Source organism: Streptomyces sp. NPDC017940, from assembly GCF_044328435.1.
In the GTDB taxonomy this organism is placed as follows: Bacteria; Actinomycetota; Actinomycetes; order Streptomycetales; family Streptomycetaceae; genus Streptomyces.
Map to the genome: position 1 here is coordinate 1,022,944 of NZ_JBIRHJ010000002.1, position 25,721 is coordinate 1,048,664.

At 69.8% G+C, this 25,721-nt stretch carries 19 protein-coding genes and 3 pseudogenes; 8 read left to right on the forward strand and 14 right to left on the reverse strand.

Going from position 1 to position 25,721, the window contains the following annotated elements; translation table 11 throughout:
• Positions 1-115 precede the first annotated feature (115 nt).
• Positions 116-1,960: a gamma-glutamyltransferase gene (ggt, locus tag ACH4DX_RS09940; RefSeq protein WP_398115084.1), complete on the reverse strand. Its 1,845-nt coding sequence runs from the start codon at positions 1,958-1,960 to the stop codon at positions 116-118.
• Positions 1,961-2,077: 117 nt separating this feature from the next.
• Here ggt and ACH4DX_RS09945 point away from each other — a divergent pair.
• The 3 genes and pseudogenes from ACH4DX_RS09945 to ACH4DX_RS09955 form a co-directional block, all read left to right on the forward strand.
• Positions 2,078-2,305 (forward strand): annotated as a pseudogene (locus ACH4DX_RS09945) (hypothetical protein); the annotation flags it as partial.
• Between the two features lie 139 nt (positions 2,306-2,444).
• The gene (locus ACH4DX_RS09950; protein ID WP_398154712.1) at positions 2,445-3,647 is read left to right on the forward strand and encodes an Ig-like domain-containing protein; all 1,203 of its coding nucleotides are present in this window, start codon (positions 2,445-2,447) and stop codon (positions 3,645-3,647) included.
• 134 nt (positions 3,648-3,781) lie between these two features.
• The gene (locus tag ACH4DX_RS09955; RefSeq protein ID WP_398154713.1) at positions 3,782-5,362 is read left to right on the forward strand and encodes a CocE/NonD family hydrolase; all 1,581 of its coding nucleotides are present in this window, start codon (positions 3,782-3,784) and stop codon (positions 5,360-5,362) included.
• Positions 5,363-5,409: 47 nt separating this feature from the next.
• On the opposite strand, the gene ACH4DX_RS09960 is transcribed toward ACH4DX_RS09955, so the two are convergent.
• The 8 genes from ACH4DX_RS09960 to pcaC form a co-directional block, all read right to left on the reverse strand.
• A complete protein-coding gene (locus ACH4DX_RS09960) occupies positions 5,410-6,318 on the reverse strand; it encodes an amino acid ABC transporter permease (protein ID WP_398154714.1) in 909 nt (302 codons plus the stop codon).
• Entirely contained in the window at positions 6,315-6,959 is a 645-nt protein-coding gene (locus tag ACH4DX_RS09965; RefSeq protein ID WP_398115092.1) for an amino acid ABC transporter permease, read from the reverse strand. Before ACH4DX_RS09965 ends, ACH4DX_RS09960 begins: the two co-directional genes overlap by 4 nt.
• Before the next feature lie 9 nt (positions 6,960-6,968).
• Positions 6,969-7,877, reverse strand: a complete 909-nt coding sequence (locus ACH4DX_RS09970; RefSeq protein WP_398154715.1) for a glutamate ABC transporter substrate-binding protein — start codon at positions 7,875-7,877, stop codon at positions 6,969-6,971.
• A gap of 11 nt (positions 7,878-7,888) precedes the next feature.
• Entirely contained in the window at positions 7,889-8,632 is a 744-nt protein-coding gene (locus ACH4DX_RS09975) for an amino acid ABC transporter ATP-binding protein (protein WP_398154716.1), read from the reverse strand.
• Positions 8,633-8,779: 147 nt separating this feature from the next.
• Complete coding sequence (locus tag ACH4DX_RS09980) at positions 8,780-9,220, reverse strand: DUF6278 family protein (protein ID WP_398154717.1); 441 nt, start codon at positions 9,218-9,220, stop codon at positions 8,780-8,782.
• 373 nt (positions 9,221-9,593) lie between these two features.
• A complete protein-coding gene (locus tag ACH4DX_RS09985; protein WP_398115100.1) occupies positions 9,594-10,373 on the reverse strand; it encodes an exodeoxyribonuclease III in 780 nt (259 codons plus the stop codon).
• A gap of 57 nt (positions 10,374-10,430) precedes the next feature.
• Positions 10,431-11,063 carry an MBL fold metallo-hydrolase gene (locus ACH4DX_RS09990; RefSeq protein WP_398154777.1) on the reverse strand — a complete coding sequence of 211 codons (633 nt, stop codon included), beginning with the start codon at positions 11,061-11,063 and terminating at the stop codon, positions 10,431-10,433.
• Positions 11,064-11,133: 70 nt separating this feature from the next.
• On the reverse strand, positions 11,134-12,429 hold the full coding sequence (pcaC, locus tag ACH4DX_RS09995; protein ID WP_398154718.1) for a 4-carboxymuconolactone decarboxylase: 1,296 nt from the start codon (positions 12,427-12,429) through the stop codon (positions 11,134-11,136).
• Positions 12,430-12,724: 295 nt separating this feature from the next.
• Between pcaC and ACH4DX_RS10000 the strand changes: the two are divergent.
• Positions 12,725-13,155 (forward strand): annotated as a pseudogene (locus ACH4DX_RS10000) (transposase); the annotation flags it as partial.
• A gap of 48 nt (positions 13,156-13,203) precedes the next feature.
• On the opposite strand, the gene ACH4DX_RS10005 reads toward ACH4DX_RS10000, so the two are convergent.
• Both ACH4DX_RS10005 and ACH4DX_RS10010 read right to left on the reverse strand, forming a co-directional pair.
• On the reverse strand, positions 13,204-13,806 hold the full coding sequence (locus ACH4DX_RS10005) for a hypothetical protein (protein WP_398154719.1): 603 nt from the start codon (positions 13,804-13,806) through the stop codon (positions 13,204-13,206).
• Between the two features lie 369 nt (positions 13,807-14,175).
• Positions 14,176-14,574 carry a hypothetical protein gene (locus ACH4DX_RS10010; protein WP_398154720.1) on the reverse strand — a complete coding sequence of 133 codons (399 nt, stop codon included), beginning with the start codon at positions 14,572-14,574 and terminating at the stop codon, positions 14,176-14,178.
• A gap of 406 nt (positions 14,575-14,980) precedes the next feature.
• Here ACH4DX_RS10010 and ACH4DX_RS10015 point away from each other — a divergent pair.
• A pseudogene (locus ACH4DX_RS10015) lies at positions 14,981-15,145 on the forward strand (IS5/IS1182 family transposase); the annotation flags it as partial.
• 1,240 nt (positions 15,146-16,385) lie between these two features.
• Positions 16,386-18,164: a S8 family serine peptidase gene (locus tag ACH4DX_RS10020; RefSeq protein WP_398154721.1), complete on the forward strand. Its 1,779-nt coding sequence runs from the start codon at positions 16,386-16,388 to the stop codon at positions 18,162-18,164.
• A 467-nt stretch (positions 18,165-18,631) separates the two neighbouring features.
• Here the strand turns inward: ACH4DX_RS10020 and ACH4DX_RS10025 are convergent, their stop codons facing one another.
• On the reverse strand, positions 18,632-21,706 hold the full coding sequence (locus tag ACH4DX_RS10025) for an AAA family ATPase (protein WP_398154722.1): 3,075 nt from the start codon (positions 21,704-21,706) through the stop codon (positions 18,632-18,634).
• Positions 21,707-22,407: 701 nt separating this feature from the next.
• Here ACH4DX_RS10025 and ACH4DX_RS10030 point away from each other — a divergent pair.
• Positions 22,408-23,283, forward strand: coding sequence for a S1 family peptidase (locus tag ACH4DX_RS10030; protein ID WP_398154723.1), 876 nt, complete (start codon positions 22,408-22,410; stop codon positions 23,281-23,283).
• 671 nt (positions 23,284-23,954) lie between these two features.
• Here ACH4DX_RS10030 and ACH4DX_RS10035 read toward each other — a convergent pair.
• Both ACH4DX_RS10035 and ACH4DX_RS10040 read right to left on the reverse strand, forming a co-directional pair.
• Positions 23,955-24,353 (reverse strand): acyl-CoA thioesterase, encoded by a 399-nt coding sequence (locus tag ACH4DX_RS10035; protein ID WP_398154724.1) that lies wholly within the window; start codon positions 24,351-24,353, stop codon positions 23,955-23,957.
• Positions 24,340-24,870, reverse strand: a complete 531-nt coding sequence (locus ACH4DX_RS10040) for a hypothetical protein (protein WP_398154725.1) — start codon at positions 24,868-24,870, stop codon at positions 24,340-24,342. Before ACH4DX_RS10040 ends, ACH4DX_RS10035 begins: the two co-directional genes overlap by 14 nt.
• A 262-nt stretch (positions 24,871-25,132) precedes the next feature.
• Between ACH4DX_RS10040 and ACH4DX_RS10045 the strand changes: the two genes are divergently transcribed.
• Positions 25,133-25,702, forward strand: a complete 570-nt coding sequence (locus ACH4DX_RS10045) for an SMI1/KNR4 family protein (protein WP_398154726.1) — start codon at positions 25,133-25,135, stop codon at positions 25,700-25,702.
• The last annotated feature ends 19 nt before the right edge of the window (positions 25,703-25,721 follow it).

Sequence of the window (25,721 nt, forward strand, 5' to 3'; positions counted from 1 at the left end):
GACACCGCCCGCACCGCCGTCGGGACGGACCGCGGCCGGACCTCGCCCCCCGGCCCGGGAGGCCCGCGGCGTCCCACTCCGGGACGGCGCGGACCTCCCCCTCCGCCGCGGAAGGCTACGGCTGCGGCTTCACCACCATCGCCGAACCGCCGCCCCTGCGTTCCTTCTCGGCGGCGGCCCGCCACCGGCCTCCCGGCAGCCGCTCCACACCGGTCGCAGCCCCGATCTCCGGGTTCTGCTTGAAGGAGTGGCCGATCGCCTCGAGACGGCGCCGCTCACCGCTGTCCCACAGGCCCGGTTCGAGCTCCGTCTGCGCGGCGTTGCGCTGGCTGGCGCGCGGCTCCGCGATCGCGTCGACCAGTGACAGGTCCCGGTCCAGATAGCCGGTCAGGGTCTGCAAGACGGTGGTGATGATGGTCGCGCCGCCGGGTGAGCCCACCGCGACGACCGGCCGGTCGTTCTTGTCGAGCACGATGGTCGGCGCGAGCGACGAACGCGGCCGCTTCCCGGGGCCCGGCAGGTTCGGGTCGTGCACGGCCGGGTTGGCCGGCGCGAAGGAGAAGTCGGTCAGCTCGTTGTTGAGCAGGAAGCCGCGCCGCGGGACGGTGATGCCGCTGCCGCCCGTCTGCTCGATGGTGAGGGTGTACGCGACGACGTTGCCCCACTTGTCGGCCACCGTCAGATGCGTGGTGTTCTCCCCCTCGTACGTCGTCGGGGCCGCCCTGCCGCCGTCGGCGCACGGCGCGGGCCTGCGCGGGTCGCCGGGCGCGAGCGGGCTCTTGAGCACCTTGTCGTCCTTGATCAGGCACTCCCGCGCGTTCGCGAACCGCTGCGACAGGAGTCCCTTCCTCGGCACGTCCTCGAAGGCGGGGTCGCCCACCCAGCGCCCCCGGTCGGCGAACGCGATCCGGCTCGCCTCGATGAAGCGGTGCAGATAGCGGGCCTTCGACGCCTTGGAGAGGTCGGTGCGCTCCAGGATGTTCAGCGCCTCACCGACGGTGGTGCCGCCGGACGACGACGGCGCCATGGAGTAGACGCCGAGCCCGCGGTAGGACGTCCGCGTCGGGGTGCGGCGCTCGACCCGGTAGTCGCGCAGGTCCTTCATGGACAGATCACCGGGGCGGGCGGTGCGCCCGGAGTCCGGGTCCACGGGCGGCCTGTTCACGGTGCGGACCACGTCGCGCCCGAGTGCGCCGCGGTAGAGCGCGTCGACGCCCTCGTCCCCCAGCTCCTCGTACGTGCGCGCGAGGTCGGGGTTCTTGAACGTCGAGCCGACCACGGGCAGCTTCCCGCCGGGCAGGAACAGGCGGGCGGTGGCGGGGAAGTCCGCGAACCGCGCGCGGTTGGTCCTCGTCTGGTCGCGGAACGTCTCATCGACCGTGAAGCCGTTCCGCGCGAGCCGTTCGGCGGGTTCCAGGAGCGTGCCGAGGCGCTTGCTCCCCCAGGAGTCGAGCGCCTCCTGCCAGGTGGCGGGCGTGCCGGGGGTGCCGACGCCCAGGCCGCTCGTCACCGCTTGCGCGAACGGGATGGGCTTGCCGTCCTCCAGGAACAGCTCGGAGTCCGCGGTGCGCGGCGCGGTCTCACGGCCGTCGAGGGTGCGCACGCTGCGGGACTCGGCGTCGTAGTACACGAAGTACCCGCCGCCGCCGACCCCCGCCGAGTACGGCTCGGTCACCCCGAGCGCCGCCGCGGTGGCGACCGCCGCGTCCACGGCGTTGCCGCCCTTCCTCAGGACCTCGATGCCGGCGGCGGACGCGTCCGGGTCGACGCTCGCCACCGCCCCGCCGGAGCCCGTGGCCACCGGCGTCTTCTCCGGGCTCGCCGCCCTCGCCGCGGCCCGCCCGGGGTCGGCGCCCGATTGCGCTGTGCGCGAAGGCGAAGAGGGCGCGGCGGCACCGACCGACACCAACACCCCTCCGACCGCCCATAGTGTGAGATTGCGTACGACACCGCGACGCATTCGTACCTCCAGTCAACAGCCGTCTGCGCAGGGTAACTTCGTGCACTCTGCCCCGCCACGGGCACATCGAACGTGGCTCCGAATGGCCGCTAGCATGCGCCCTCATGACTGAAGAGCTGCGGTCAGCGCGCGATCACCAACCAGGCGGCGACCCGCTATCTGGCCCGGCACCACGAGCGGCTCGCCCGCAAGCACGGCGGCGGCTCCTTCGTGCTGCTCCTGAAGGTCGTGAACTCGCAGGCGTACGGGCCCGACGTGGTCGAGCTGGTCGACGACGTGACCCGTGCCGCCCAGGAGCCGATCCCGGCACCGCCGCAACAGCGCACCTCGCACCGCGCCAAGTGACCACGCACCGACGTCACGTATACCACCAATGCCGCTAATGTGACGTAGTCGGCAATTTCCGGGCACCGGGCAACCCCTACGGACCGTCCGCACTCTCTCTCCGGGCAGGCAGTGAACATTCGCACGGAGGTACGTTTCCTTGAGGTCCCGCAGGTCACCGAGCTCTTCGAGCCACCGCTCCGCACGCCCCCGCCACGTCGCCGTCGCGGGCGTCGCGGTCCTCGCTGCGACCCTGTCCGCCTGCTCCGACGGCGGTTCCGGCGGTGACTCCAAGGCGGCCGAGAAGCCCAAGGTCTCCGTGAACCTCACCGGTGACAAGGCCAGGGCGGGCGTCCCCGTCACCGTGCGGCTCACCACCGGGGACACCCGCCTGAAGGACGTCGCGGTCGCCGACGCCGAGGGGACGAAGCTGGCCGGCGAGGTCGCCGCCGACGGCCGCACCTGGACCTCCGCGCGCAGGGCGGCCCCGGGCACGAGCTACAGCGTGCGGGCCGTCACCGACAAGGGCGGCGAGGCGAAGCGGTCCTTCAGGACGGCCGCGCCCGAGCAGGTCAACAAGGTCACCATCACGCCGGGCAGCAATCTCAAGACCGTCGGCGTCGGCCAGCCGCTCTCGATCGTCTTCGACCACCCGGTCACGAACAAGGCCGAGGTGGAGAAGCACCTCGAGGTCAGCACGTCGAACAACACCACGGGCTCCTGGGGCTGGATCAAGAACTACGACGGCAAGGACCGCGTCGACTGGCGCCCCGAGAAGTACTGGAAGTCCGGTACGAAGGTGCGCCTCGACGCCCAGCTGAACGGCATCGACTCGGGCGAGCGGGGCGGCTGGTTCGTACGCGACTACGACACCGCCGTCACCGTGGGCCGCGACCAGGTCGTCAAGGTCGACCTGGACCGCAAGACGGCGACGCTGACGCGGGACGGCAGGGCGGTCAGGACGGTGCCGATGTCCGCGGGCACGCCGGGCGGCGAGAAGGCCTCCTGGGGCGGCACGTCGGTCCTGATGTCCAAGGAGGGCACGATCAACATGCGCTCCGAGACCGTCGGCCTCGGAGACAGCTACAACAAGATGGTCGACTACTCGATGCGGCTGACCTGGTCGGGCATGTACGCCCACGCGGCGCCCTGGAACGCCGCCTTCTTCGGCAACACCAACCACAGCTCCGGCTGCGTCGGCATGAGCACCTCCAACGCCTCTTGGCTGTACGGCCAGGTCCAGGTCGGCGACCCGTTCGAGGTCTCGGGCTCCGGCTCCAAGGGCGTGCCGGACCCGGGCAACGGCTACGGCGAGTGGAACCTGTCGTGGGCGGACTGGCAGGGCAGGAGCGCGGTGCGCTGAGGCCCCGTACCCGGGCAGGGGACTTAAGCACGCACCTATCGTTACCCGTACGTAACTTACCGACGGGTTACCGGAGGTAAGTCCGCGCGGTTACCGTCGGGTCACTTTGCACTGGCACGAGTGAGGAGTGACCCGTGGGAACAGAGCGCAGAGGTCTGCGTACGACTGCTGTGGGCGCGGCGTCGGCGACGCTTGTCGCCGGCGCCGCGTTCGGCCTCACCCCCACCGCGCAGGCGGCGCCGGCGGCCGCCGCCACGAGCGTCCGTTTCGTCGACATAGCCGGGGACGGCGGCACGAGGCTGGCCGCCAACGTCGTCGCCCCCGCGGACGCGGGGAGCGGCGCGAGACACCCGGTCATCGTGCTGCCCACCAGCTGGGCGGTGCCGCAGATCGAGTACCTCGCGCAGGCCAAGAAGCTCGCGGCGACCGGCTACGTCGTGGTCAGCTACAACTCCCGCGGCTTCTGGCAGTCCGGCGGCGAGATCGAGGTCGGCGGCCCCGAGGACATCGCCGACGCCTCCAAGGTCATCGACTGGGCCCTGGAGAACACCCCAGCGGACCCCGACAAGGTCGGCATGGCGGGCGTCAGCTACGGCGCGGGCATCAGCCTCCTGGCCGCCGCGCACGACAAGCGGGTCAAGGCCGTGGGCGCCCTCAGCGGCTGGGGCGACCTCGTCGGCTCCATCTACAGCGGACGCACCCAGCACCTCCAGGCGGCCGCGCTGCTCGGTGGCGCCGGGCAGCTCACCGGCCGCCCCAGCGCCGAGCTCCGCACCATCCTCAAGGACTTCCTCGCCTCCAACCTCGACAAGGAGCCCGACATGCTCGCGTGGGGCGCCAAACGCTCCCCCGCGACCTATCTCGACCGCCTCAACAAGAACGGCGCCGCGATCCTGCTCGCCAACGCCTGGGGCGACACCGTCTTCCCGCCCAACCAGTACGCGGGCCTCTACGAGAAGCTGACGGGCCCGAAGCGCCTGGAGTTCCGCCCCGGCGACCACGCCACGTCGGAGGCGACCGGACTGCTCGGCCTGCCCAACGACACCTGGACGAACACGCGGCGCTGGTTCGACCGCTACCTCAAGGGCCAGCGCAACGGCATCGACCAGGAGCAGCCGGTCCAGCTCAAGTCGCGTTCCACGGGCGGCTACGAGGGCTACCCGGACTGGAAGTCGGTCGGCGCGACCAGCAGGAAGCTCGACCTCGCGGACGGCGCGACCGTGGACACGAACGTCGACTCCGGCGCCAACGGCGGCCTCGTGCTGCTCTCCAACGCCCTCGACCAGTTCCTGAAGCTGCCGCCGGTGGCGTCGATCCCGCTGCTGCCGCGCCGCTACGCGGCCGTGTGGCAGTCCGAGCGGGCCGCGCGGGAGGAGCGGGTGCGGGGCACGGCGAAGCTGCACACCACGCTCACCAGCACCAAGGAGAGCGGAACCCTCATCGCCCACCTCTACGACGTGGGCCCGCTCGGCCTCGGCAAGCTGGTCAGCAACGCGCCGTACACCTTCCACGGCAGGACTCCCGGCAAGCCGTTCACCGTCGACCTGGAGCTGTTCTCCACGGCCTACGACGTCCCCGCGGGGCACAGGCTCGCCCTGGTCGTCGACACGGTCGACCCGCTCTACGCCGAGCACAACCCGTCCGGCGCGCAGCTGACCTTCTCCTCGCCGGAGACCGACCCGTCGTACGTGTCGATCCCCCTGCGCGAGCAGTGATCTCCGGCTGCTGCCGGGCGGGCCTGGCCCTCCAGCTGCTGCTCCCGTCAGGGGCCTGGGGCCCTGGGAGGGCCCCCGCCCGGCAGCAGCGTCCCTGGTTCGGCCGGGGCGACATCCACGGCCTCTGTCTTGGGACTGCGCTGCTGACGCTTGGACACCCGGTGGGCGAACCACGAAAGCAACATGCACATCCCGATGTAGATCGGTGAGATCACCATGACCACGGGGATGAAAGGCAGATCGTAGTCGAGATTCGACGCGATGAGCTTCCCGGCGTGGAGGAACTCCTCATAGGTGATCAGATAGCCGAGCGAGGTGTCCTTCAGGGCCACGACCAACTGGCTGATGATGGCGGGCAACATGGCCCGCACCGCCTGCGGCACCAGGACGTACGACATGACCTGCGTCTTTCTCATGCCCAGCGCGTAGGCGGCCTCCCTCTGCCCGCGCTCCACCGAGTTGATGCCGGAGCGGAACACCTCGGCGAGCACGGAACCGTTGTAGAGCGTGAGCCCGGCGACAAGGGCCGGCAGCAGCTGGACCTTCAGCGCCACGAAGACGAAGAAGATCATCACGAGCACGGGCATCGCGCGGAAGAACTCCACGACGACGGTGGCTGCCCAGCGGACCGGCCGGTGCTCCGAGAGGCGCCCGGTGGCCAGGAGCGCACCGAGGGCGAGCGCGAGCACCGCGGAGATCGCGAACGCCTTCAGGGTGTTGCCGAGCCCCCGCAGGAGCAGTTCCTGGATGCCCCGGTACTCGAAGGGCGACCACTTGGTACGGGTGAACTGGTCCGTGTCGAACAGCAGGTACACGGCCCAGCAGACGAGAGCGACGATCAGGACGGTCGACAGGACGCCGTAGAGCAGATGCCTGCGGCGGGTCCTCGGGCCGGGGATGTCGTAGAGGGCGGTGGCCTCGGGGGCGGGGGCCGGAGCGGCGGCGGTGGCGGTCATCGGGCGACTCCCCAGCGCTTTTCGAGGATGTGGAAGACGGCGCTGATGGCCAGGGTGATGATGAGGTAGCCGAGGGCGATCCAGACGAAGGTCCAGATGATGCTGTAGCCGAGTTCGTTCAGCGTCTTGTACGTGCCGAGGAGTTCGGTGACGCTGAAGGCGCCCGCGATGGCGGAGTTCTTGGCGAGCGCGATGAGCGTGGAGCCGACCGGTGCGATCACCGATCTGAAGGCCTGCGGCAGGACCACGGCGGACAGCGTCTGACCGAAGGTCATGCCGAGGCTGCGGGCGGCCTCGCCCTGCCCCCGCGGCACCGTGTTGATGCCCGAGCGCAGCGCCTCGCAGATGAACGCCGAGGTGTAGCAGCCGAGGGCGAGCACCGCGAACACCTTGAAGGGCAGCACGAGCCCGAACCGCGGCAGGCCGAGGAGCACGGCGAAGAAGAGCAGCGTCAGCGGGGTGTTCCGCAGGACCGCCACCCACACGGCGCCGAACAGCCGGAAGGAGCCGACGGGCGCCACCCGGAAGGAGGCCATGAGGAAGCCGAGGGCGAGCGCGAGCAGCGAGGCGTACACGGTCAGTTCGAGGGTGCCGACGAAGCCGTCGCCGAAGGTGGAGAAGTTGTCGGTCAGTACGTCCATGACGCCTCCTCAGCTCGCCGGATAGCGGTCGATGGGCGGGGGTTTTGGCGCCGGGACGCCGGAGAGGCCGAGGGTCGCGTCGTAGGCCTTCTTCCAGTCGCCGTTCTTCTCGCGGGCGGCGAGGGCGTCGTCGACGGCGAGCCTGAGCGCGTTGTCGCCACGGGGTACGCCGATGCCGTACGGCTCCTCGGAGAAGGGCTTGCCGACCAGCTTCAGCTCGTCGGGCACCTTGGCGGCGTACCCGATGAGGATCGCGTCGTCGGTGGTGACGGCGTCGACCTGATAGGTCAGCAGATTGTCGACACACACGGAGTACGTGTCGTACGCGACGAGCGTCGCCTTCGGGTAGTCCTTCTGGATGCGCTGGTAGGGCGTGGAGCCCGCGGCGGAGCACACCTTCTTGCCCGCGAGGTCCCGCGGGCCCTTGATGTCGTCCTCGTCGTGCCGCACGAGCAGGCCCTGCCCCGCCATGTAGTAGGGGCCCCCGAAGCCGACGAGCTTCTTGCGGTTGTCGTTGATGGTGTAGGTGCCGACGTAGAAGTCGATCTGCCCGTTCTGCAACGCGGTCTCGCGGTTGGCGGAGGCGATCGTCCTGAACGAGATCCGGTCCGGGTCGAGACCGAGGGAGGCCGAGATCATCTTGGCGATCTCGATGTCGAAGCCGGAGTAGCGGCCGCTCGCCGGGTCCTTCTCGCCGAGGTAGGGCTGGTCCTCCTTGGCGCCGACCACGAACCGGCCGCGGCTCTCGGCCCTGCGCCAGGTGCCGGACTGCGGCAGGCGGAAGTCCTTCGCCACCCGGTACGTGGGCAGCTTCCCCGCGGCGGGGCCCTTGGTCGGGGGGCTGCCCTCCTTGCCGCAGGCGGCGGTGGCCAGGGCGGTGAGGACGAGCGCGGTGAACAGACGTGTCGTACGGAGCATGCCGGCCCCCGTCAGTGCTTGAGGATCTTGGAGAGGAAGTCCCTGGCGCGTTCGCTCTCCGGCCGGGTGAAGAAGTCCTCGGGCGCCCGGTCCTCCACGACGCGGCCGTCGGCCATGAAGACGACGCGGTTGGCCGCCGAACGGGCGAAGCCCATCTCGTGGGTGACGACGACCATCGTCATGCCCTCACGCGCGAGCTGCCGCATGACTTCGAGGACCTCGTTGATCATTTCCGGGTCGAGGGCCGACGTCGGCTCGTCGAAGAGCATGACCTTGGGGTCCATGGCGAGCGCGCGGGCGATGGCCACGCGCTGCTGCTGGCCGCCGGAGAGCTGCGCGGGGTACTTCGCCGCGTGCGCGAGCAGGCCGACGCGCTCCAGGAGCTCCCGGGAGCGCAGGTCCGCCTCGTCCTTCTTGCGGCCCCTGACCTTGACCTGCCCCATGGAGACGTTCTGGAGCACGGTCTTGTGCGCGAAGAGGTTGAACGACTGGAAGACCATGCCCACTTCGGCGCGGAGCCGGGCGAGGGCCTTGCCCTCCTCGGGCAGTGGCTGTCCGTCGAGCCGGATCTGTCCCGACTGGATGGTCTCCAGGCGGTTGATGGTCCGGCAGAGCGTCGACTTTCCCGACCCCGAGGGGCCGATGACCACGACCACCTCTCCCTTGGCGACGGTGAGGTCGATGTCCTGGAGGACATGGAGCTCCCCGTAGTACTTGTTCACGTCACGCAGCTCGATCAACGGATCGACGGTCATGCCCGGACCTGCCCATGCTCAGCTGTGTCGGTCAGCGCAAACTATCCACGCGAAAACGGGACTTATGGGACGACACGCACTTAGGGGCATTAACCGTATTTGAGGCTCTGTCGCCTCCTGGCCATGTGTTCGACACCTCGGCGTCGGCTATGTCTCCGACGCCTCGGCGTAGACCTGTGACAACTCGGGTGTTCCCTGCACCGCCCAGTCGAGGCCCGCCGCGACCACCTGGATCTCCCGGCCCGAGGCGAGGCGCACCACGGGGGTGCCGCCGGGCGGCACGTGCCAGACCGCGCCAGGCACGGTCCGCACGAGCACGGTGCCCAGATAGAGGCCCGCGTCGTTGCCGAACCCCGGCAGCGACTCCGCGTCGTCGCGCCAGTGCGGCGGCAGCTGGTCGAGGGCCGTGAGCGAACCCGGTGAGTCGTCCAGTTCCAGACCGGCGGCGGTCGCCTGCGAGCGCAGCAGCTCACACTCGGAAAGGAGGTCGGCCACCCCGCCCGGATCGTCCTCGAAGGCCGTGGCGAGCCGCACGTCCGGCTCGCTCGGGCGCCGCTTGCGCCACTTGTCCAGGAACGGAATGTTCATGACCAGTGCCTCTCCGTGGGGTGCCCGGCGGCCCCGGGAGCGCCGGGCGGCCGGACGGCGGATCCGCGTACCAGGGAATGTATCTCGCGGCAGTTCAGTGGACGGTCAGGCACTCATCGTAGAGATGCATGACGCCATCCTGGCACTGGTGTGCGGGTGGCCGACGCGGGGCCCGTCGTGCACGCGACCGGGCCCGGGTCCAAGCCGCTCTCACCGACGGCCACCTGACGGTGCTTCACTTTTCGCACACGCTGTCGTCGAACACCGGACGCGGGGAGGGTGGGCTCAGCCCCGGGCGCGGGTGGGTGCGGCCCGTCCGGCGTTTGCGGACGAGCACGCAGCGCGATCGACGTCCACCCCGCGCGGCGGCGCCTCAGACGTCCAGGTCCACCACCACGGGCGCATGGTCGGAAGCCCCCTTCCCCTTGCGCTCCTCGCGGTCCACGTACGCGTCGGTCACGGCCTTGGAGAACGCCCCGTTCCCGTAGACGAGGTCGATGCGCATGCCCTTGTTCTTGGGGAAGCCGAGCCCGCGGTAGTCCCAGTACGTGAAGGGGTGGTCGTACTTCAGGGGGCGGGGGACGACGTCGTGGAGGCCGGTCTCGCGGAGGGCGGCGAGGGCGGCGCGCTCCGCGGGGGTGACGTGGGTGGCGCCCTCGAAGAGGGAGGGGTCCCAGACGTCGTCGTCCGTCGGCGCGACGTTGTAGTCACCGAGGACGGCGAAGGGGCGGGGGCCCGCGGCGTCGTCCGTGACGGCGGTCTTCAGGGCCTCGAACCAGGCGAGCTTGTAGGCGTAGTGCGCGTGGTCGACCTCGCGTCCGTTCGGCACGTACACCGACCAGACGCGGGCCGGGCCGCAGGTCGCGGCGATGGCGCGGGGCTCCTGCGCGCCGTCGTAGCCGGGTCCTTCGGGCAGGCCGGGCGTGACGTCGTCGAGGCCGACGCGGGAGATCACCGCCACGCCGTTCCACCGGCCGGTGGCGTTGACCGCCGACTCGTACCCCAGCTCGCGCAGGGCATCGGTGGGGAACTGCTCCAGGGTGCACTTGGTCTCCTGGACGCACAGCACGTCCGTGCCGCTCTTCTCCAGCCAGGCCAGGAGCCGGGGCAGACGGGCGGTGATCGAGTTCACGTTCCAGGTGGCAATCCGCATGGTCCCCAACCTACCCGGCACCACTGACAGCCCCCGGTCCGCCGCCTGCCCCGCCCCTCACAGCCCGGCGGACTCCCCCGGCGCGAGCCGCACGTGGTCGGCTCCGCCGAGGCGGCCCACGTGCGCGTCGTAGACGGGGCGTGCCAGGTCCGTGAGGAGGGCGTCGTGGATGTCGTAGGCGCGCTGCGGCCCGACCGCGCGGATGTACTCGATCACCTCGGCGATCTTGTTCCAGGGCGCCATGACGGGAACGAACAGCGTCTCCACGGGGTGCTCGGGCACCGTGAAGGCGTCGCCGGGGTGGAAGACGGTGCCGTCCAGGAGGTAGCCGACGTTGGTGACGCGCGGCAGGTCGGGGTGGATCACGGCGTGCAGTTCGCCGTGGACCTGGACGTCGAACCCGGCGGCCGTGAACGTGTCGCCGTGGCCGACGGTGCGCACGCGGCCGGGGAAGGCGGTGGAGATCCGGTCGGCGACGGAGGCGAGGGTCCAGATCTCGGTGGCCGGATCGGCTTCGAGGGCGGCGCGCAGCCGGCCCTCGTCGTAGTGGTCGGGGTGCTCGTGGGTGACAAGGATCGCTTCGGCGCCCACCGCCGCGTCCTGCTCGCTGAAGCCGCCGGGGTCGATGACGAGGCTCCGGCCGTCCTTCTCCAGGCGCACACAGGCGTGGGACTTCTTCGTGAGCTCGATACGAGACGTCGTCATGCCTCCCATCCTGCTCCTCGGGGCCGCCGGGTGCGGCCCCGAGGGTGCCGCGGGGCTACTCCTGGGGGGTGGTCTCCTCGCGGATCACCTGCTGGGCGACGCGGAAGGCGCTGTTGGCGGCGGGGACGCCGCAGTACACCGCGGTGTGCAGGAGCACTTCCTTGATCTCTGCGGGGGTGAGGCCGTTGCGGAGCGCGGCCCGGGTGTGGAAGGCCAGCTCCTCCTGGTGGCCGCCGGCGACGAGGGCCGTGAGCGTGACGCAGCTGCGGGTGCGGCGGTCGAGGCCCTGGCGGTTCCAGACCTCGCCCCACGCGTAGCGGGTGACCAGGTCCTGGAAGTCCTGCGAGAACTCGTCGGCGGTGGCGAACGCCCGGTCGACGTGGGCGTCGCCGAGTACCTCACGGCGTACCTTCATGCCCGCCGCGTACAGGTCGGAGCGGCTGTCCGTGGCCTCGGGCTGCTCGGCCGACGCCACCTCGGCGAGGGGTGCGGCGGGCGGCGGTGCGAGCACCGGCTTGACGGGCGGCGCCACGATGGCGTGCTGCCCGGTGGCGAGCGCGTCGGGGGCGGCCTGCCAGGCGCTGGTGAAGTGGCGTACGAGGAGGTCGGTGACCGCGACGGGCTGTTCCACGGGGGCCAGGTGGGAGGCGCCGGGCACCACGGCGAGGCGGGCGTCGGGGATGCCCGCGACCAGGGTGCGGGCCTCGGCCTGCCCCGTCACCTGGTCCTCGGAGCCGACCAGGACGAGCGTCGGCACTCCTATGCTGGCGAGCTCGGGACGGATGTCGAAGGCGGCGAGCGCCTCGCAGGCGGCGATGTAGCAGCCGGGGTCGGTCGTGCGCACCATCTGCACGGCCCAGTCGGTGATGGCGGGCTGCGCGGCGGCGAAGCCGGGCGTGAACCAGCGCTCGGGCGAGCTGCGGGCGATGGGGTCGAGGCCGTTGGTGCGGACGATGACGCCGCGCTGCCGGAACTCGTCGGCGGTGCCGAACCGCGGCGACGTGGCGATCAGCGCCAGCGAGGCGACGCGGTGCGGGTACCGCAGCGCCAGCTCCGCGCCGATCGCGCCGCCGAGCGCGCAGCCCGCGTACCCGAAGCGCTGCACCCCCAGCTGGTCGAGGGTGCCGAGCAGCCGGGCGGCCAGCTCCCCGACGGAGTCCACGGAGTGGGCGGGGGCACCGCCGTGCCCCGGCATGTCGAAGCGGAACACCCGCCAGTGCTTGCTCAGCTCGGGCACCTGCCGGTCCCACATGTGCCATGTGGTACCCAGTGAGGGACCCAAGATCAGGACTGGGGCGTCTTCTGGCCCGTCAAAGCGGTATTGCAAGGTGTTCTTCGGCGTCTCACTCACCCGCCCGACCCTCTCATCAGTCACGAAAAGTCACATCGCCGGGGTGGACCTCGCGGGCCTTGTCCCGCTCGCTACGGCAGGTCCGGCACCGCCGGAACCCCTCGATGAGCCCAGGTATGTGCTCTCCAGCGTGCACTCGTGACCGTATCGCCGACTGCGAGCGTCAGCACACGTCAGTCTTCTTTGAGGACTCAAGGCCCCGATCGTGCGCGGACGTTGTGCTGACGCCAGCAGCCGACGGAGGGAAGGGGCCCTCAACAGCCCAACTACCGCCCATTAGATCGTGGGCCGTTAACGGAGCATCGTGACCGACGCGCTTGGGCTGTTGCTGGCGGTGCTGGTCACCGCGGCCGGTGCCCAGGTGCTCAGCTAGGACCCATCGACCAGCCCGGCCTGCGAATGGTCTGGGTCGACGGCGGCTACCGCAAGCATTTCATCGAGCATGCCGCCTCCCTGGGCATCAACAGGGAGATCACCGCCCGCGCTCCCGGGACCAGGGGCCGCACCCCAATTCCGAAACGTTGGGCAGTCGAGCGGACCTACGGTTGGCTGATGCTCCACCGCCGCCTGGCCCGCGACCACGAAGCCCTCCCGGTCCGCTCGAAAGCGATGATCCACCTCGCCATGACCGACTTCATGGCCCGTCGCCGCACCGGCGAGATCACCGTCTCCTGGTGTGACCCGACACCACCGGATCAAATCCCCATCACGGCCATCACGGGATGAAACAACAGGAGAAAACGACCTCTTAGCTCCTCATCGGGGGGTAGCCCCTCAGGCGTTGCTTTCCGCTTCGCGTCTGCGGTGGGTCTCTTCTTTGCGCTCCTTCTCAACTCGCATGCGCTCCTCCACCTTCTTACGTTGCTTCTTCTCAGTGCGTCTGGATTGAGCGCGCAGCTTCCACCACTCCGGTCGCCATATCTGCCAAAGTCGCGGCACGTTCACGAGGTCATGGCGAACGGTCATGAGGTATAGGGCCAACATGTCGTTCGTCTCACGCCAGATGTCCCGGTCGTAGTAGCCGTCAAGCCAGAATCGACCAACGGCCACCTCCAGGTGCCACTCCAACTGGATGCACGCCCAACCGGGCTGCGGATTGCATACGGTGATCAACTCGTTGCGGGCGTTGAACAGGTCGGCGAGGAGCGGCGTGAAACGGCCGCGCTGCGTTTGGCGCAGCGCCCACAACCGTGCCGGACCGTAGGACCGGAGGATGTCAACCTCAGTGAAAAGCCGCATCGCGGAGCGGCTGTAGTTGTAGTACACCTGACGGCGCTCCTCGCGCCCCGCGAACTGAACCCGGCCTGACCTGGAAGACAAGGCTTTTCCGGCTGCCGTGCCCGCTGCCTTGCTCGCGCCAATAGCGACTGTGCTCATGGGGTCCACGTCTGCCAGGACGACTCGCCAGGGCGCGCGGTTCCCACCCAGCCTACCCTGCGCGCCGTCCTGGACCTGTAACACGTGTAGCACGGGACAGGCCCCGGGGCCGCGCACAGCCTCGGGGCCTGCTAGCAGCGTCATAAGGCCGCTCTTCGATTCCGATGCGGCCGTGGCGTTGCAACCGTTGGTGTAGCCGGGTCGCGTTCGAGGTCGTTGGCGTAGGCCTCGCGTTCCTTCGCAGACCAGCTGCTCGCCCTAGCTGGCGGGCGGCGGTATTCAAAACCTGCGGTATTCCGGCCTCGGGGAACAGCGGTTATCGTGCGAACGATCTTGTTCAGGGTGTGAGGGCGCTACCTGTTCTCGTACTCATGGCGGGCCCCGCCAGTCGTGACACACCTGGACCGGAAACCGGCCGAACTCCTCCAGGCACGCCGCCGCCCACCCGTAGCGCGGATCGGTGATGAAGGCGCGGAACATCTCCAGGTCGCCTTGCTGCCCGCGGACCGTGGACCACACCACCTCCCCGCACGAGAGCGGGCCGGAGAAGTACGCCTCGACATCCTCCGGCGTCCAGTCCCACGGGTAGGTGCCCGTGAACGCGGCGAACCGCCGCACCAGACTCAGCCGGTCACTGATCGTCTTCCGTGTCAGCAGCCTGCTTTGCTGCTGCTGTTCCCAGCCGCGCAGCGCCGGGGCCGGATCCAGCGCGCGCACGTTGTCCGCCCGCACCAGCCAGATCGCACCCGGTAGCTTCGCCCCGTTCATCCCACACCCCAAGCGGTTGCATCAGATGCAACGTCGTGGCGTTGGATGCCCCGCCTGTGGCCAGATAGCCCCCAACGTCACCGGACCGGGTGCCACCCCGTCTCCCACCAGCCCTGCGCCTGCCAGCGGGACCTGCTGGCTGATGCGTCCAGCCCAACTCCGCCTACTTGGAGTCCCAGCTTCCGGCGAGCGGGACGTAGTGGTCGAAGTCGAGGCCGTGCATCCCAGTTGCGCCGCATTGAGCGGGCGGTGCCATAGAGTTCGGCGAGCGCGGCGTGCGGAAGCCCGGAGGGAACACAGCCGCGGTGAGCCTGCTCGCTGTCAACGCGGTCATCCACAGCCCTGCGACGGCCACGAGGACGCTGAGGGCCGGCCATCCCAACGGCGGCATCAGGTAGAACAGGACCCGCCAGCCTTCGACCGCCAGGCATACAAGCAGCGCGACACCGTCGACCGGTGCATCAACCGCCTCAAACAGTGGCGCGGCATCGCCACTCGCTACGAGAAGACCGCGACCATCTACCTCGCCGGACTTCACGTAGCAGGCATCTTCCCCTGGTCCGCCCGCTGATCCAAACGAAACCGCCTAGTAGGGGACTGGAGGAAGAGTGAGGCACCCGGGGCGGTACGGGAGCTGTGGGCGCCCCTGTCGCCGCCGTGGTCCACGCTCTCGTGTCCGTGCCAGTCCGGGATCGGCGCACCGTCCTGGGTCAGGTGTGGGAAGCGGCCGGGGTCGTTGGCGGCCGAGCCGAACTGGTGGACCCGGTGCTTGCCCTCTCCCGACCTGCTGTACGGCCGGACGGGCCGCCCCGGGTGCAGGTGTTGGATGAGGACGTCGTCGTAGGCGCCTCTGACACACGCCGAACCACCCCCTCTGGCCCGTGGGTTCTCCCTCCACCAAGCCGTTCAGGCCGGTCAGTTCGTAATGGAGGCGCGATGGGAACGCTGGAGGTCCCTGGCGCCTTCGGTATCCGCCGGGAATGACACGTGGTGACTCCAGGGTCCGCTGTCTGGCCGAGAATACGCCCGCGATCCGCAGGATTCATCTGCCGGACGCCGCACGCCGTTACCTCACTTGCCGCCCTCGTCACCCTGTGCGCGGATCCGACGAGGGAGCCGTGCGAGGCACCGGGCACGCCGGCTGCCAGACCGGCGACGTTCTGACTCCCCGCGATACGGAGCGCGACACGGATTGCTAGTGGCCCCCACACACCGTCAAGGTAGGCCCGTCAGCCGGCGTCGTCGTACCTCCCACATCACTCGACGGCGTTGGTGGCGGACTCCTCGTTCGGCCCGACCACACATCGGGCCGAGCGGCGCCTCAGACCGGAGGCGATGGACAACAGCACGGAACAGGCAGCGGGCGACGCTGTGCCGGGTCGCTGCCGCCGCGACAGTGTCCGCGACGGTCGGCACCGTGATGGCGAGCGCCGCCGTCGGCGACCTCGCCCAGGCCATGAGCCTCGGCGCGGGACAGGCAGACGCGCTACGCACCGCCTTCTCTTCCCACCGGGCCCGCTCGCACCGTGCGAGCGCTCGAGCACCTCACCACGGCGGCTGGCCGTCTGCTCCCGGCAGCCGATCGGGGCCGGGGCGCGCCCGTCTCCTTCGCGGACGCGTCCCTCTCGCAGACCCTCGCGGCGAGCGGCACGAGCGGGCTTCGGCATCTTCCGCCCGTCCTCGGCTGTCCGTCCGTTGTCGCCGACTGTGCGCCGTGCACGGCCGGCGTCCCACCGAAGTACCCCGCGCTCCACCGAGACGGAAAGGCAGACACACCCAGGATGAGAACCGCGAACAGGACCTACCGTTGGTTGACGGCATGTTGTACCGGGCTCGCCGTCACCGCCGCGCTGGCCATGGCTGGCGCTCCCGCCCAGGCCACTGAGGACAGCGGCGGCCCGGCCGCCGAAGGAAGGGTCATCAACGCCGGGGCCCCCGGTGCCATCGACGGCCTGTACATCGTCTCACTCAAGGGCTCCACCTCGGCCTCCGCGGCCGCCGAGACCGCCGTCACCGAGCAGGCCGACCGACTCACCGACCGCTACGGCGGCGACGCCGATCGGATCTACACCGCGGCTCTGCGCGGCTTCTCTGCCAGGATGACACCCGTCCAGGCCAAGCGGCTGGCGGCGGACCCCGACGTGGCCTACGTGCAGCAGTCCTTGATGGTGCACGCGACCGAAGGCGGCAGCCAACCCAACCCGCCATCCTGGGGCTTGGACGCCGTGGACGGCAAGCAGGACAAGGCGTACAACTACCCGGGCACGGGCGCGGGTGTCACCGCGTACGTCATCGACTCGGGCGCCCGGTTCTCGCACCAGACCTTCGAGGGCCGGGCCTCGTCCGGCTACGACTTCCTGGACAACGACACCGATGCCGCCGACTGCTTCGGCCACGGCACGCACGTGGCCGGCACCATCGCCGGCAAGGAGTACGGCGTCGCCAAGAAGGCCAAGATCGTCGCCGTACGGGTGCTCGATTGCCGGGGCAGTGGTCCCGACGCGGACACCATCGAGGGCATCGACTGGGTCGTCAAGAACGGCAAGAAGCCCGGCGTCATCAACATGAGTCTCGGCTCCGGCGGCCCGAACGCCGACCCGCAGGGCATGCGGGACGCGACCAAGCGAGCTGTGCAGGCGGGATTCCCGACCGCGATCTCGGCGGGCAACGCCAACCAGGACGCGTGCGGCACCTCGCCCGGTGACACGCCCGAGGCGCTGTCGCTCGGCTCCACCGACAGCAACAACGCGCGGTCCAGCTTCTCCAACTACGGCCGCTGTATCGACCTGTTCGCCCCCGGCGGCAACATCACCTCTGCCAGTAACAGCTCCGACACAGGCAAGACCACCATGGGCGGCACCTCCATGGCCGCCCCGCACGCCGCCGGCGCGCTGGCCCTCTACCTGGAGAACAACCCGAGGGCGAGCAGCACGCAGGCCACCGACGCGGTGATCGCCGCCGCACGGGACGGCGTGGTCACCAACCCGGGCACGGGCTCGCCCAACAAGTTCCTCAACGTGACCGGGCTCGGTGCCCCGGCGGACCCGGGCAAGCCGACCGCGGAGTTCACATCGACCTGCTCGGAGGCCAACACGACGTGCGCCTTCGACGCGTCCGCGTCAAAGGACTCGGACGGCTCGATCTCCTCCTATGCGTGGGAGTTCGGTGACGGCACGGCCGGCGAGGGTGCCAAGCCGTCGCACACCTACGACAAGGCCGGTGCGTACGAGGTCAAGCTGACGGTGACCGACAACAGCGGCAAGACCGGAACCGTCACCAGGAAGGTGACCGTCGGCAAGCCGGCGGGCGAGCCGCCGGTGGCCCGGTTCACCGTCTCCTGCTGGAACGACGCGTGCACCTTCGACGCCTCCCGCTCCACCGACAAGGACGGTGACATCGCCTCGTACGCCTGGAAGTTCGGCGACGGCAAGGCCGGCGAGGGCAGGACCGCCAAAAACACCTACCCCGCAGGTCAGAAGACCTACACGGCGGAACTCACGGTCACCGACCGGGCAAGCAACGCCGGCACCGCGACCAAGCAGATCCAGTGCCGCGACTACGGCAGCCAGACCGTCTGCTCCGGTAACTGACCCTACCGCCGCTCAACAGGCTATCCGCCCCTCCTACCCACCGCGGCTGACTGCCTTCCCACACCGGCCGCCGAACCTCCCGACATCGGCGGCTACCGCCCGTCGGTTCGGAGGCCGGGCGTGCCACGCCCGCCCTCCGAGGGAGACCACCCACAGCGTGCGGGGCCCCCAGGGGCCCCGCACCGACTCGTCGCGGCGTACGCGGCCCGCGGCGTTCCGGTCGACGTCCCTGGCATCCCGCCGCACGTCCGCGCCGCCTCTCGCGGTCCCCGGGTCGCGGGTACACGTGCGCACCGCGGTGGGCACGGCCCGGACCGGGTTGCCACAGCTCGGCAAGCCGGCGCGCGAGGACCGACCACTCCCACTCCCCCGCGCACCCACCCCCCACAGGCCCCGACGACGAGCCAGCGGACTGAGAAGCCCACCACCCCACGACCACGCCGCACAAACCGGGAGGGTCAGACCGCTTAGCAGGCGTCTGTGGGGACCTCGCTCCGGGAGGTGAGGTTGAGTTTGTGCAGCACCCTCGCCACGTGCTGCTCGACCGTCCGCGGCGACAGGAAGAGCACGTCGGCGATCTCCCGGTTCGTGCGCCCCGTGGCCACGAGGCGGGCCACCTCCCGTTCGCGCGGCGTGAGTTCGTCGCCGTAGCCACGCCGACCGCGTCGCGCAGAGATACTGACACCGTTATCACGTAGCACCCGACGGCAGCGGGCCGCGTCCCGCGTAGCGCCCAGTGCGGCAAAGCGCTCGGCGAGTTCGGTCAGCTCCCTCGCGACCTGCGCCCCTGACTTTTCTGCCGCGCGATTGGCACCACCGCGCCCAGCCGTACCGACCAGGCCGGTCTTACCGCCAAGGCCACCCGTAGCGAGACGGCAGCGCAGGGCGGCTTCAGCGGTGCGGGCCGCCGAATACGGTCTGGGCAGCGCCCCGTATCGAGCGCTGGCCGTCTCGTAGGCGGCGATGGCCGCGACCAGGCGGCCTTGTGCGTACAACACCGCCCCCCGGCATGCCTCCAGTGCGGCGGCGGCCAGCGGCGCGTCGCAGTCGGCGATGCCCGCGGCGTACTCCGCGACCAGGGCGTCCGCCTCCGATACTCGTCCGTGACGCACGTGCACGGCGACCGCCGTCGGCATGAGGTCCGCGCCCCAGACCCACATCCCCTTGCGTCGGACTCTGGCAACGGCCCGTTCCGCCTCCGCCCGGGCCGCCCCCGACGCGCCGCGGGCCATCCACACCCGGATCATCGCCCCCGCGGCGGCAGCCAGGATGGGGGCCCGGGCGTTGGCCGGGTCACGGAGGGCGGCGGCTTCGAGTGCGTCGGTGGCCTCGTCCCACTCACCGCGTGCGATGGCGAGCAGCCCGAGGACCAGGTAGGCGTCGGCCGCGGTGCCGGACACGCCCTGCACCATGTCGAGCACCTGGCGCGCACGCGTGGCCAGGTCATGCCAGTTGCCGAGGCCCCATTCCAGTCGCAGCGAGGTGCCGTCGATGATCCCCTGGAGCCAGGGTGATCCACACTCGGCGGCGAGCCGTTCTCCTACGCGCCGGAACCGCTGCGCCGCCGCGTAATGGCCGAGCCAGGTGGTGGCCTCGGCCAGATTGCCGGACAGCCGGGCGAGCTGTAGGCACTCTTCGGGGGTCCGCCCGGTGCCCATCATCTCCTCAGCCTCGGCCCAGACCGTGGGATCGCCCGCCATCATGCGCAGGACCACGTGATTGCCCCGTACGGCCAGCCGCAGGGCCGGATCCGACTGGTCCGTGAGGAGCCCCTCGGCGCGGACGATCCACTGCTGGTGCGCCCCGTACGGATGCTCGCCGGAACTCGCCATGGCCAGCGCGGCCATGGCCCGAGCGGCGAGTTCCGGGGAGTCGCGCAGCTCCCGGACCGCGATCTCGGTGTCCAACCACCCCTGCTCGTACTGTCCGGCCTGGTTTCTGAGCAGCAGCCCGAGGTTGAGCCGGACCTCGCCGCGTACGACGTCGGGGAGATCGCCGTCGCGCACGATGCCCCGCAACAGGGCGACGGCCCTGCGGTAGGCGAGGCCCAACACCGCGACGCGGCTGAGCTGGACGGCGAACCTGGCCCGGTCTCCGCCGCGCAGTCGCGGGTCGGATAGCAGCCCCTCCAGTATCTCCGCCGCGACGGCGGTGTCGCCGAGCTCACGGGCGGCGTCCACCGCCGCCTCGCTGTACCGCAACCAGGCATCGAGGTCGCCGACCTGCCGTGCGTGGTAGGCGAGTTGCACCAGCGGCGGTGGATCGGTGTCGACGAGCACGGCCATCACACGGCGGTGCAGTCGGCGCCGGTCCAGGCTCGGCAGTGAGTCGTAGGCCGCCTGCTGGGCGAGGGAGTGCCGAAATCCGTAGCGGTCACCGCCGAAGTCGTGAAGTACGCCCGCCAGCAGCGCCTCCCTGATCCCGCTGTCCGCATCGACGCCGCTCGGGGGCCGGGGTGCCCGGGGGTACGCACCGCCGCCAGCCCCGTGCCCGGGCAGCGCGCCCGGCGCGTTTCCGCGCCTACCCGCTCGGCCGGCGCTCGCGAAGGACCGGGGGTCATCGGCTTCGGCGAAAGCGGGCTCAGCGCTCGCGACGGCGGCGATCAGGTCCTCGGCGGCGGGGACGCGTAACACGGCCGCCGCACGCACTACGGCCATGGCCTGCGCCGAGAACCCCGCCATCTGGTCCACCATCGCCTCGCGCAGCAGCCTGGGCACCTCCATGGCATCGAGTGTCTTCCGCTGTGCGCCCCAGCCCGCCGGTAGACCGCTGACGATGAGCGCGCGGACAACCTCCTCCAGGACGAACGGGATGCCGGCGGTGCGTTCGTGCAGTTCGGCGGCGAGGTCGGCGGGTACGGTCTCGCCGTCGGTGATGGCAGTGGCGAGACTGCGGACGGCCGACACGTTCAGGGGCCCGAGCGGGATCAGGGCGGAGGTGGTACCGGGCGGGTGCCGATAGGCGCGGCCCAACTGCAACCCGACGTTCGCGAGGTCCTCTCGGCGATAGCTGAGCACCATCGCCAGTTCGGTGGGCGGGTCTTCGACGAGGAAGCCGACCAGGTCGCGGGTGCCGTCGTCCGCCCAGTGCAGGTCCTCCACGACCACGACGGCCTGACCCAGCGAGGCGAGGAGCGCGCGCACTGCGCGGAAGAGTCGGTGCCGGCGGGACTGGTGGTCGTGCAGTGTCTCCGGCGTGGGCGGCAACACGTCGGCCAACTCCGGCAGATAGGGCCGCAGCGTGCCGCACACGGGGTTGAGACCGCGTGGCAACTGGCCTTCGAGTTGCCGTAGCAGGTCGAAGAACGGTCCGTAGGGAAAGGGCTCGCGCAGCGGTTGGCAGGTGCCGAGCAGAACGCGGCGGCCCCGTACGGACGGGTGCCCCAACGCCTCCCGGATCAGCCGGGTTTTGCCGATTCCGGCCTCTCCTTCGACGAAGGCGACCGCGGGAGAGTGGTTGATGACGTCGAGCAGCGCGCGCAGTTCGCCGGTGCGACCGACGAGTTCCGGGGCTCCCGAACGGCGAAGAAGTGGACTGGTCATGGGGACTCCGTGCCCGAGGGAAGGCCGAGGCTGTGGCTCACGGTGGCAGGCGGGCAGCGACGCACCAGGATCGGCCATCTCGGTCGTGGCCTTGAGTCTGTGGAGACCGCACCGGTGTCCCGGTCGTCACCCATCGGCTTTCTCTTCCGGCTCGCCCGTAGCCAGCCGGCCACCGCGGTAACGCGAAGCTACTTTCCACGGGCCGCCGGAGCAAGAGGGGGGAAACTCCGCCGCTATTCGGTACGGCCGAACTCGTGACCCGTGCACGGCGTGGGACGCGGCTGTCTCACAGGTGCGCCTGCCCGAGCTTCGGCGCGAACTCCCGGGTGTGTCCGTGGCGCTCGTCGGGGGCGCTGTCAACGCCCATGTCAGGCAGCGCGCCTGGCGCGTCCAGCTACGGATGAAAACACGGATTGTCCCCCTCGCGTGCCGCCTCTACGGTCCCTTCATCCCCCCACCACGGCATGTACCCGACAACGTCCCCCCTAGCGAGGCGGGCCCAGGCGTCCTGAGGCCGGGACCAGACGCCAGAGTCCGAACCGCGACGGGAACCAGACCCCGACAGCGCCTCCAGCACGCGACGAACAACGCGGCTCTACGCCACACCAGCGCGGCGTGGCCGTGAGGACGGGGTCAACGAGTGCTGTCAGCCGGTAGGGGCCGCCCGCCCCCTGGCGGGCATCCACGGAGAGAGGAAAAGCATGAGCGGAACCAAGCGGCTGACCCAGGTGGCCAGCCTCACGGTCGCAGCCCTTGCCGTCGCGCCACTGTTGTCCGGCGGTGCTCAGGCGGCGACCGGCGACACCACCCACCGCACACAGGCGGTCAACCCGACGGACACAGCGCCCGCGCCCGACGGGGCGCACACCAGGATCGTCGGGGGTCAGCCCACCACGGTCACCGAGTACCCCTACGTCATCGCCGCGCTCCGCGAGGGTGGGCAGCGCCCGATGGGACAGACATGTACGGGATCGGTGATTGGTCCGAAGACGATCCTGATCGCCGCGCACTGCAAGAACGGCGACGGTGCCAAGTCCTTCTTCTACGGAGCCGACGACCTCACCAAACCGGAAGGAGGAGTGAAGATCGACGTCGAGTCCTACACCCAGCACCCCAAGTACTCGTCACCGGACGGCCGGCCGACCGGCTACGACGTGGCCGTCGTCAAGACCAGGCAGACGATCCCGGTCAAGGGCGGCCAGTACGCCAGGTTCGCCACGTCGGCCGACAGCAGCCTGTCCAAGCCGGGCAAGACCGGCACCGCGATCGGCTACGGCCGCGTACGCCTCGGTGAGAACCAGTACGCACGAGTGAAGAAGGCCAGCCTGCCGATCGTGGACGGGCGCAACACCTGTGGCGCCTTCGGTAACTTCAAGGACGCGACCATGATCTGCGCCGGGTACGCGAACGGCCACGACGGCATCTGCCAGGGTGACAGCGGCGGCCCGCTGGTCGTGGACGGCGTCGTGGTCGGTGTCGCCTCGTGGGTGAAGACCGGCTGTACGAGCTACGGCGCGTGGGGGCGGCTCACCAACGAGATGGGTGACTGGGTCAAGACCCAGTTGACCAGGGGCTAACCGCATGGCCCGGTGCCCACACCCGCCCGGCTGACCGGGAAGGCCATCCGGCGAAGCCGTCGAGCACCGGACGGATGGCGAGCACGGACCGCGCCCCACAACGGCGCCAGAACCAGCACCCGGGCCGCCGCGTCTTTTGGGCCGGCGGTTGACTCCACGGTCACATCGCACAGTGCGGGGCTCTTCCCAGGGGCCCCGCACCCGCACGTGCTGGCGCTGCCGCTGCGGATTGTCCACGTTGGTGTCCGCCAACCACCGTTAAGGCAACTCCAACGATACTGCGCTGACACGCGCACTCTCCACCGCCCATGTCTCGGACGTGGCCAACTCCGTTATCGCGCGCCCGCCGCACCCCAAGTCTCCCAACGGGAGCCCGTCCCCGTCGAGGACTACGTGCGAGGACGGCGAATACCGCCAGCACGGCAGATCGGGGCCGAACCACCGTGTCGCCTGGAAAGGACGATCGTGATATCCCCTCCCCCGGGTGCCCGCTCCAGATCGCTGAGTGCCGCGTTCAAAGCCTGCACGGCTCCGTCCACTTCGCGTTCGCCCAGGTAGGCCAGGGCGAGATTCCCCGAAGCGATGGCCCGGGACTTGGGCCGGTCCGTGAGCCTCACGGCTGTGTGACGGAGGATCTCCTGCGCCTGCCAGTGTTTCCCCAACGCAAAGTATCAAGCGCCCTGAAGTCGATTTACAGGAGAAGGGGACAGCCAGTCGTCACACGGATGTGTCGGGCTGGTCCTCGCAAGGTGGCGGATCTCATAGGCCAGGTCAAACTGCACGCCGCGGCGTTGTGCAACCCTCACGCACACCTCGACAGGTTCCTCGCGGTATAGCAGAGGGACGCGGCACTCAACGGTGGCTCGACTGACGACGAATGAATGACGACGGCGCTCCGCGGCGTCGGTGAGAAGCACCTGTTGGAACATGCGCGTGCGCGCCTCTTCCATGTAGCGCAGGTACAGCGCGTTGTTGACGTGTCCGTAGGCGTCGGCGTCAGCCCAGCGCAGCGGGCAGGAGTAGGTAAACGAGTGCACGTGCGGGCTGGCTTTCTGTTCAGTTGCGGCCATGAGGTGCCGACTGATGCGGGGCGTGTGCGCCTCGGGCGCCAGGAGCTTCCTGAACGCTGCCGGTCGACGCGTATGGGGCGGTGATCTCGGCGCGGAGTTCGCTGAACAGGCGTATGTGCTCGTCCGACTCGCTGAGGTAGTTGTCGATCTCTGCGAGTGCGCCCTCGAGGTCGTCCGGCAGGCCCATGCGGGTGACAGACTTCAGCTCGGTCCGTTCCTGATCATCAAGGTTGGTCCAGGGAAGTCGTGCGAGGACCAGAATGGGAGCGATCTCGGTGACGGCCCAGCGTGTGGTGCTCTCTTGGACGGCCCAGACCACGCTTCGCTTCGATGGCGAGAGGGTCAGTTGTGCGTCGGGGCCCATCCGGCGGCTGAGGGCGGGCAGGGGGACGGCGTGCTCGCCGGCTCGGGCTGCGGCCTGCTCCGGGGTGCTGACCAACAGGCGCACGGTGCGGACGTCATCTCGCAGGCTGTCGGCATGGGCGAGGCGCCCCTGGGCCCGTTGCCTCTCCTGCACGGAGTTGTGTGTCTCTTCTGCCCAGGCGTCGCGGACGCCGCCCAGGCAGCCACGAGCCTCAGAGAAGCCAGGAGCAAGGTCACGTACGAGACACAACTCAAGCAGACGCGTACACCGTGCCGAGAACAACAGCGCCCCATGGCAAGTGCTGACCAACCCGTGCCCGTAGCACGCGTCTGATGATTTCCTGGGTGGTGCAGGTCCCGCCCGCTATGGCGGGACCAGCACCACCCGTTGGTCTATCTGCGAGCAGAGGAACCGCGTGTCGGTGGATGAGTCGTGGGAGGAGATCGAACGCTGGCTGGATCGGTACGCACCGCAAGAACGGCCGCTGCCGGGACCGTGCACCCGCTCCGAGTTGGACAACCTCTACAGCGTGCTCGGCGTGCGGCTGCCCGAGGACGTTGAACAGTCGCTGCTACGGCACAACGGGTCGGGGCTCACCGATGTCATCCCGCGCACGTACGCGCTCTACAGCGTCAGACAAATCGCTGACGATCATCTTGGAACGCTCGAGTACAAGCTGGAGAACGATCACTACGGATCGGACGACAGCCGCTTGATCGTGCCGATCGGCGCGCTCGGTCAGATGCAACTCGTCGTCGACACCCAGACAGGGCACCTCGGGTCATGGGACATCGAGGAGACCGGCTACCGCTGGTACGAAGGCCCGGGCTGGGCATCCCTTTCGACTGCGCTCGAAGTCACGGGAAACGCCCTGGCCTCCCCACCCCCATGGATCGCAGTCATGGGCGACGGCGATGAGTGGCGAGCCATCGATATGGACACCGATTTCCCAGGAACACTGGTCTGGGCCGACGTGAGGGGCTAGGGGTGCCTCTTCGATCTGT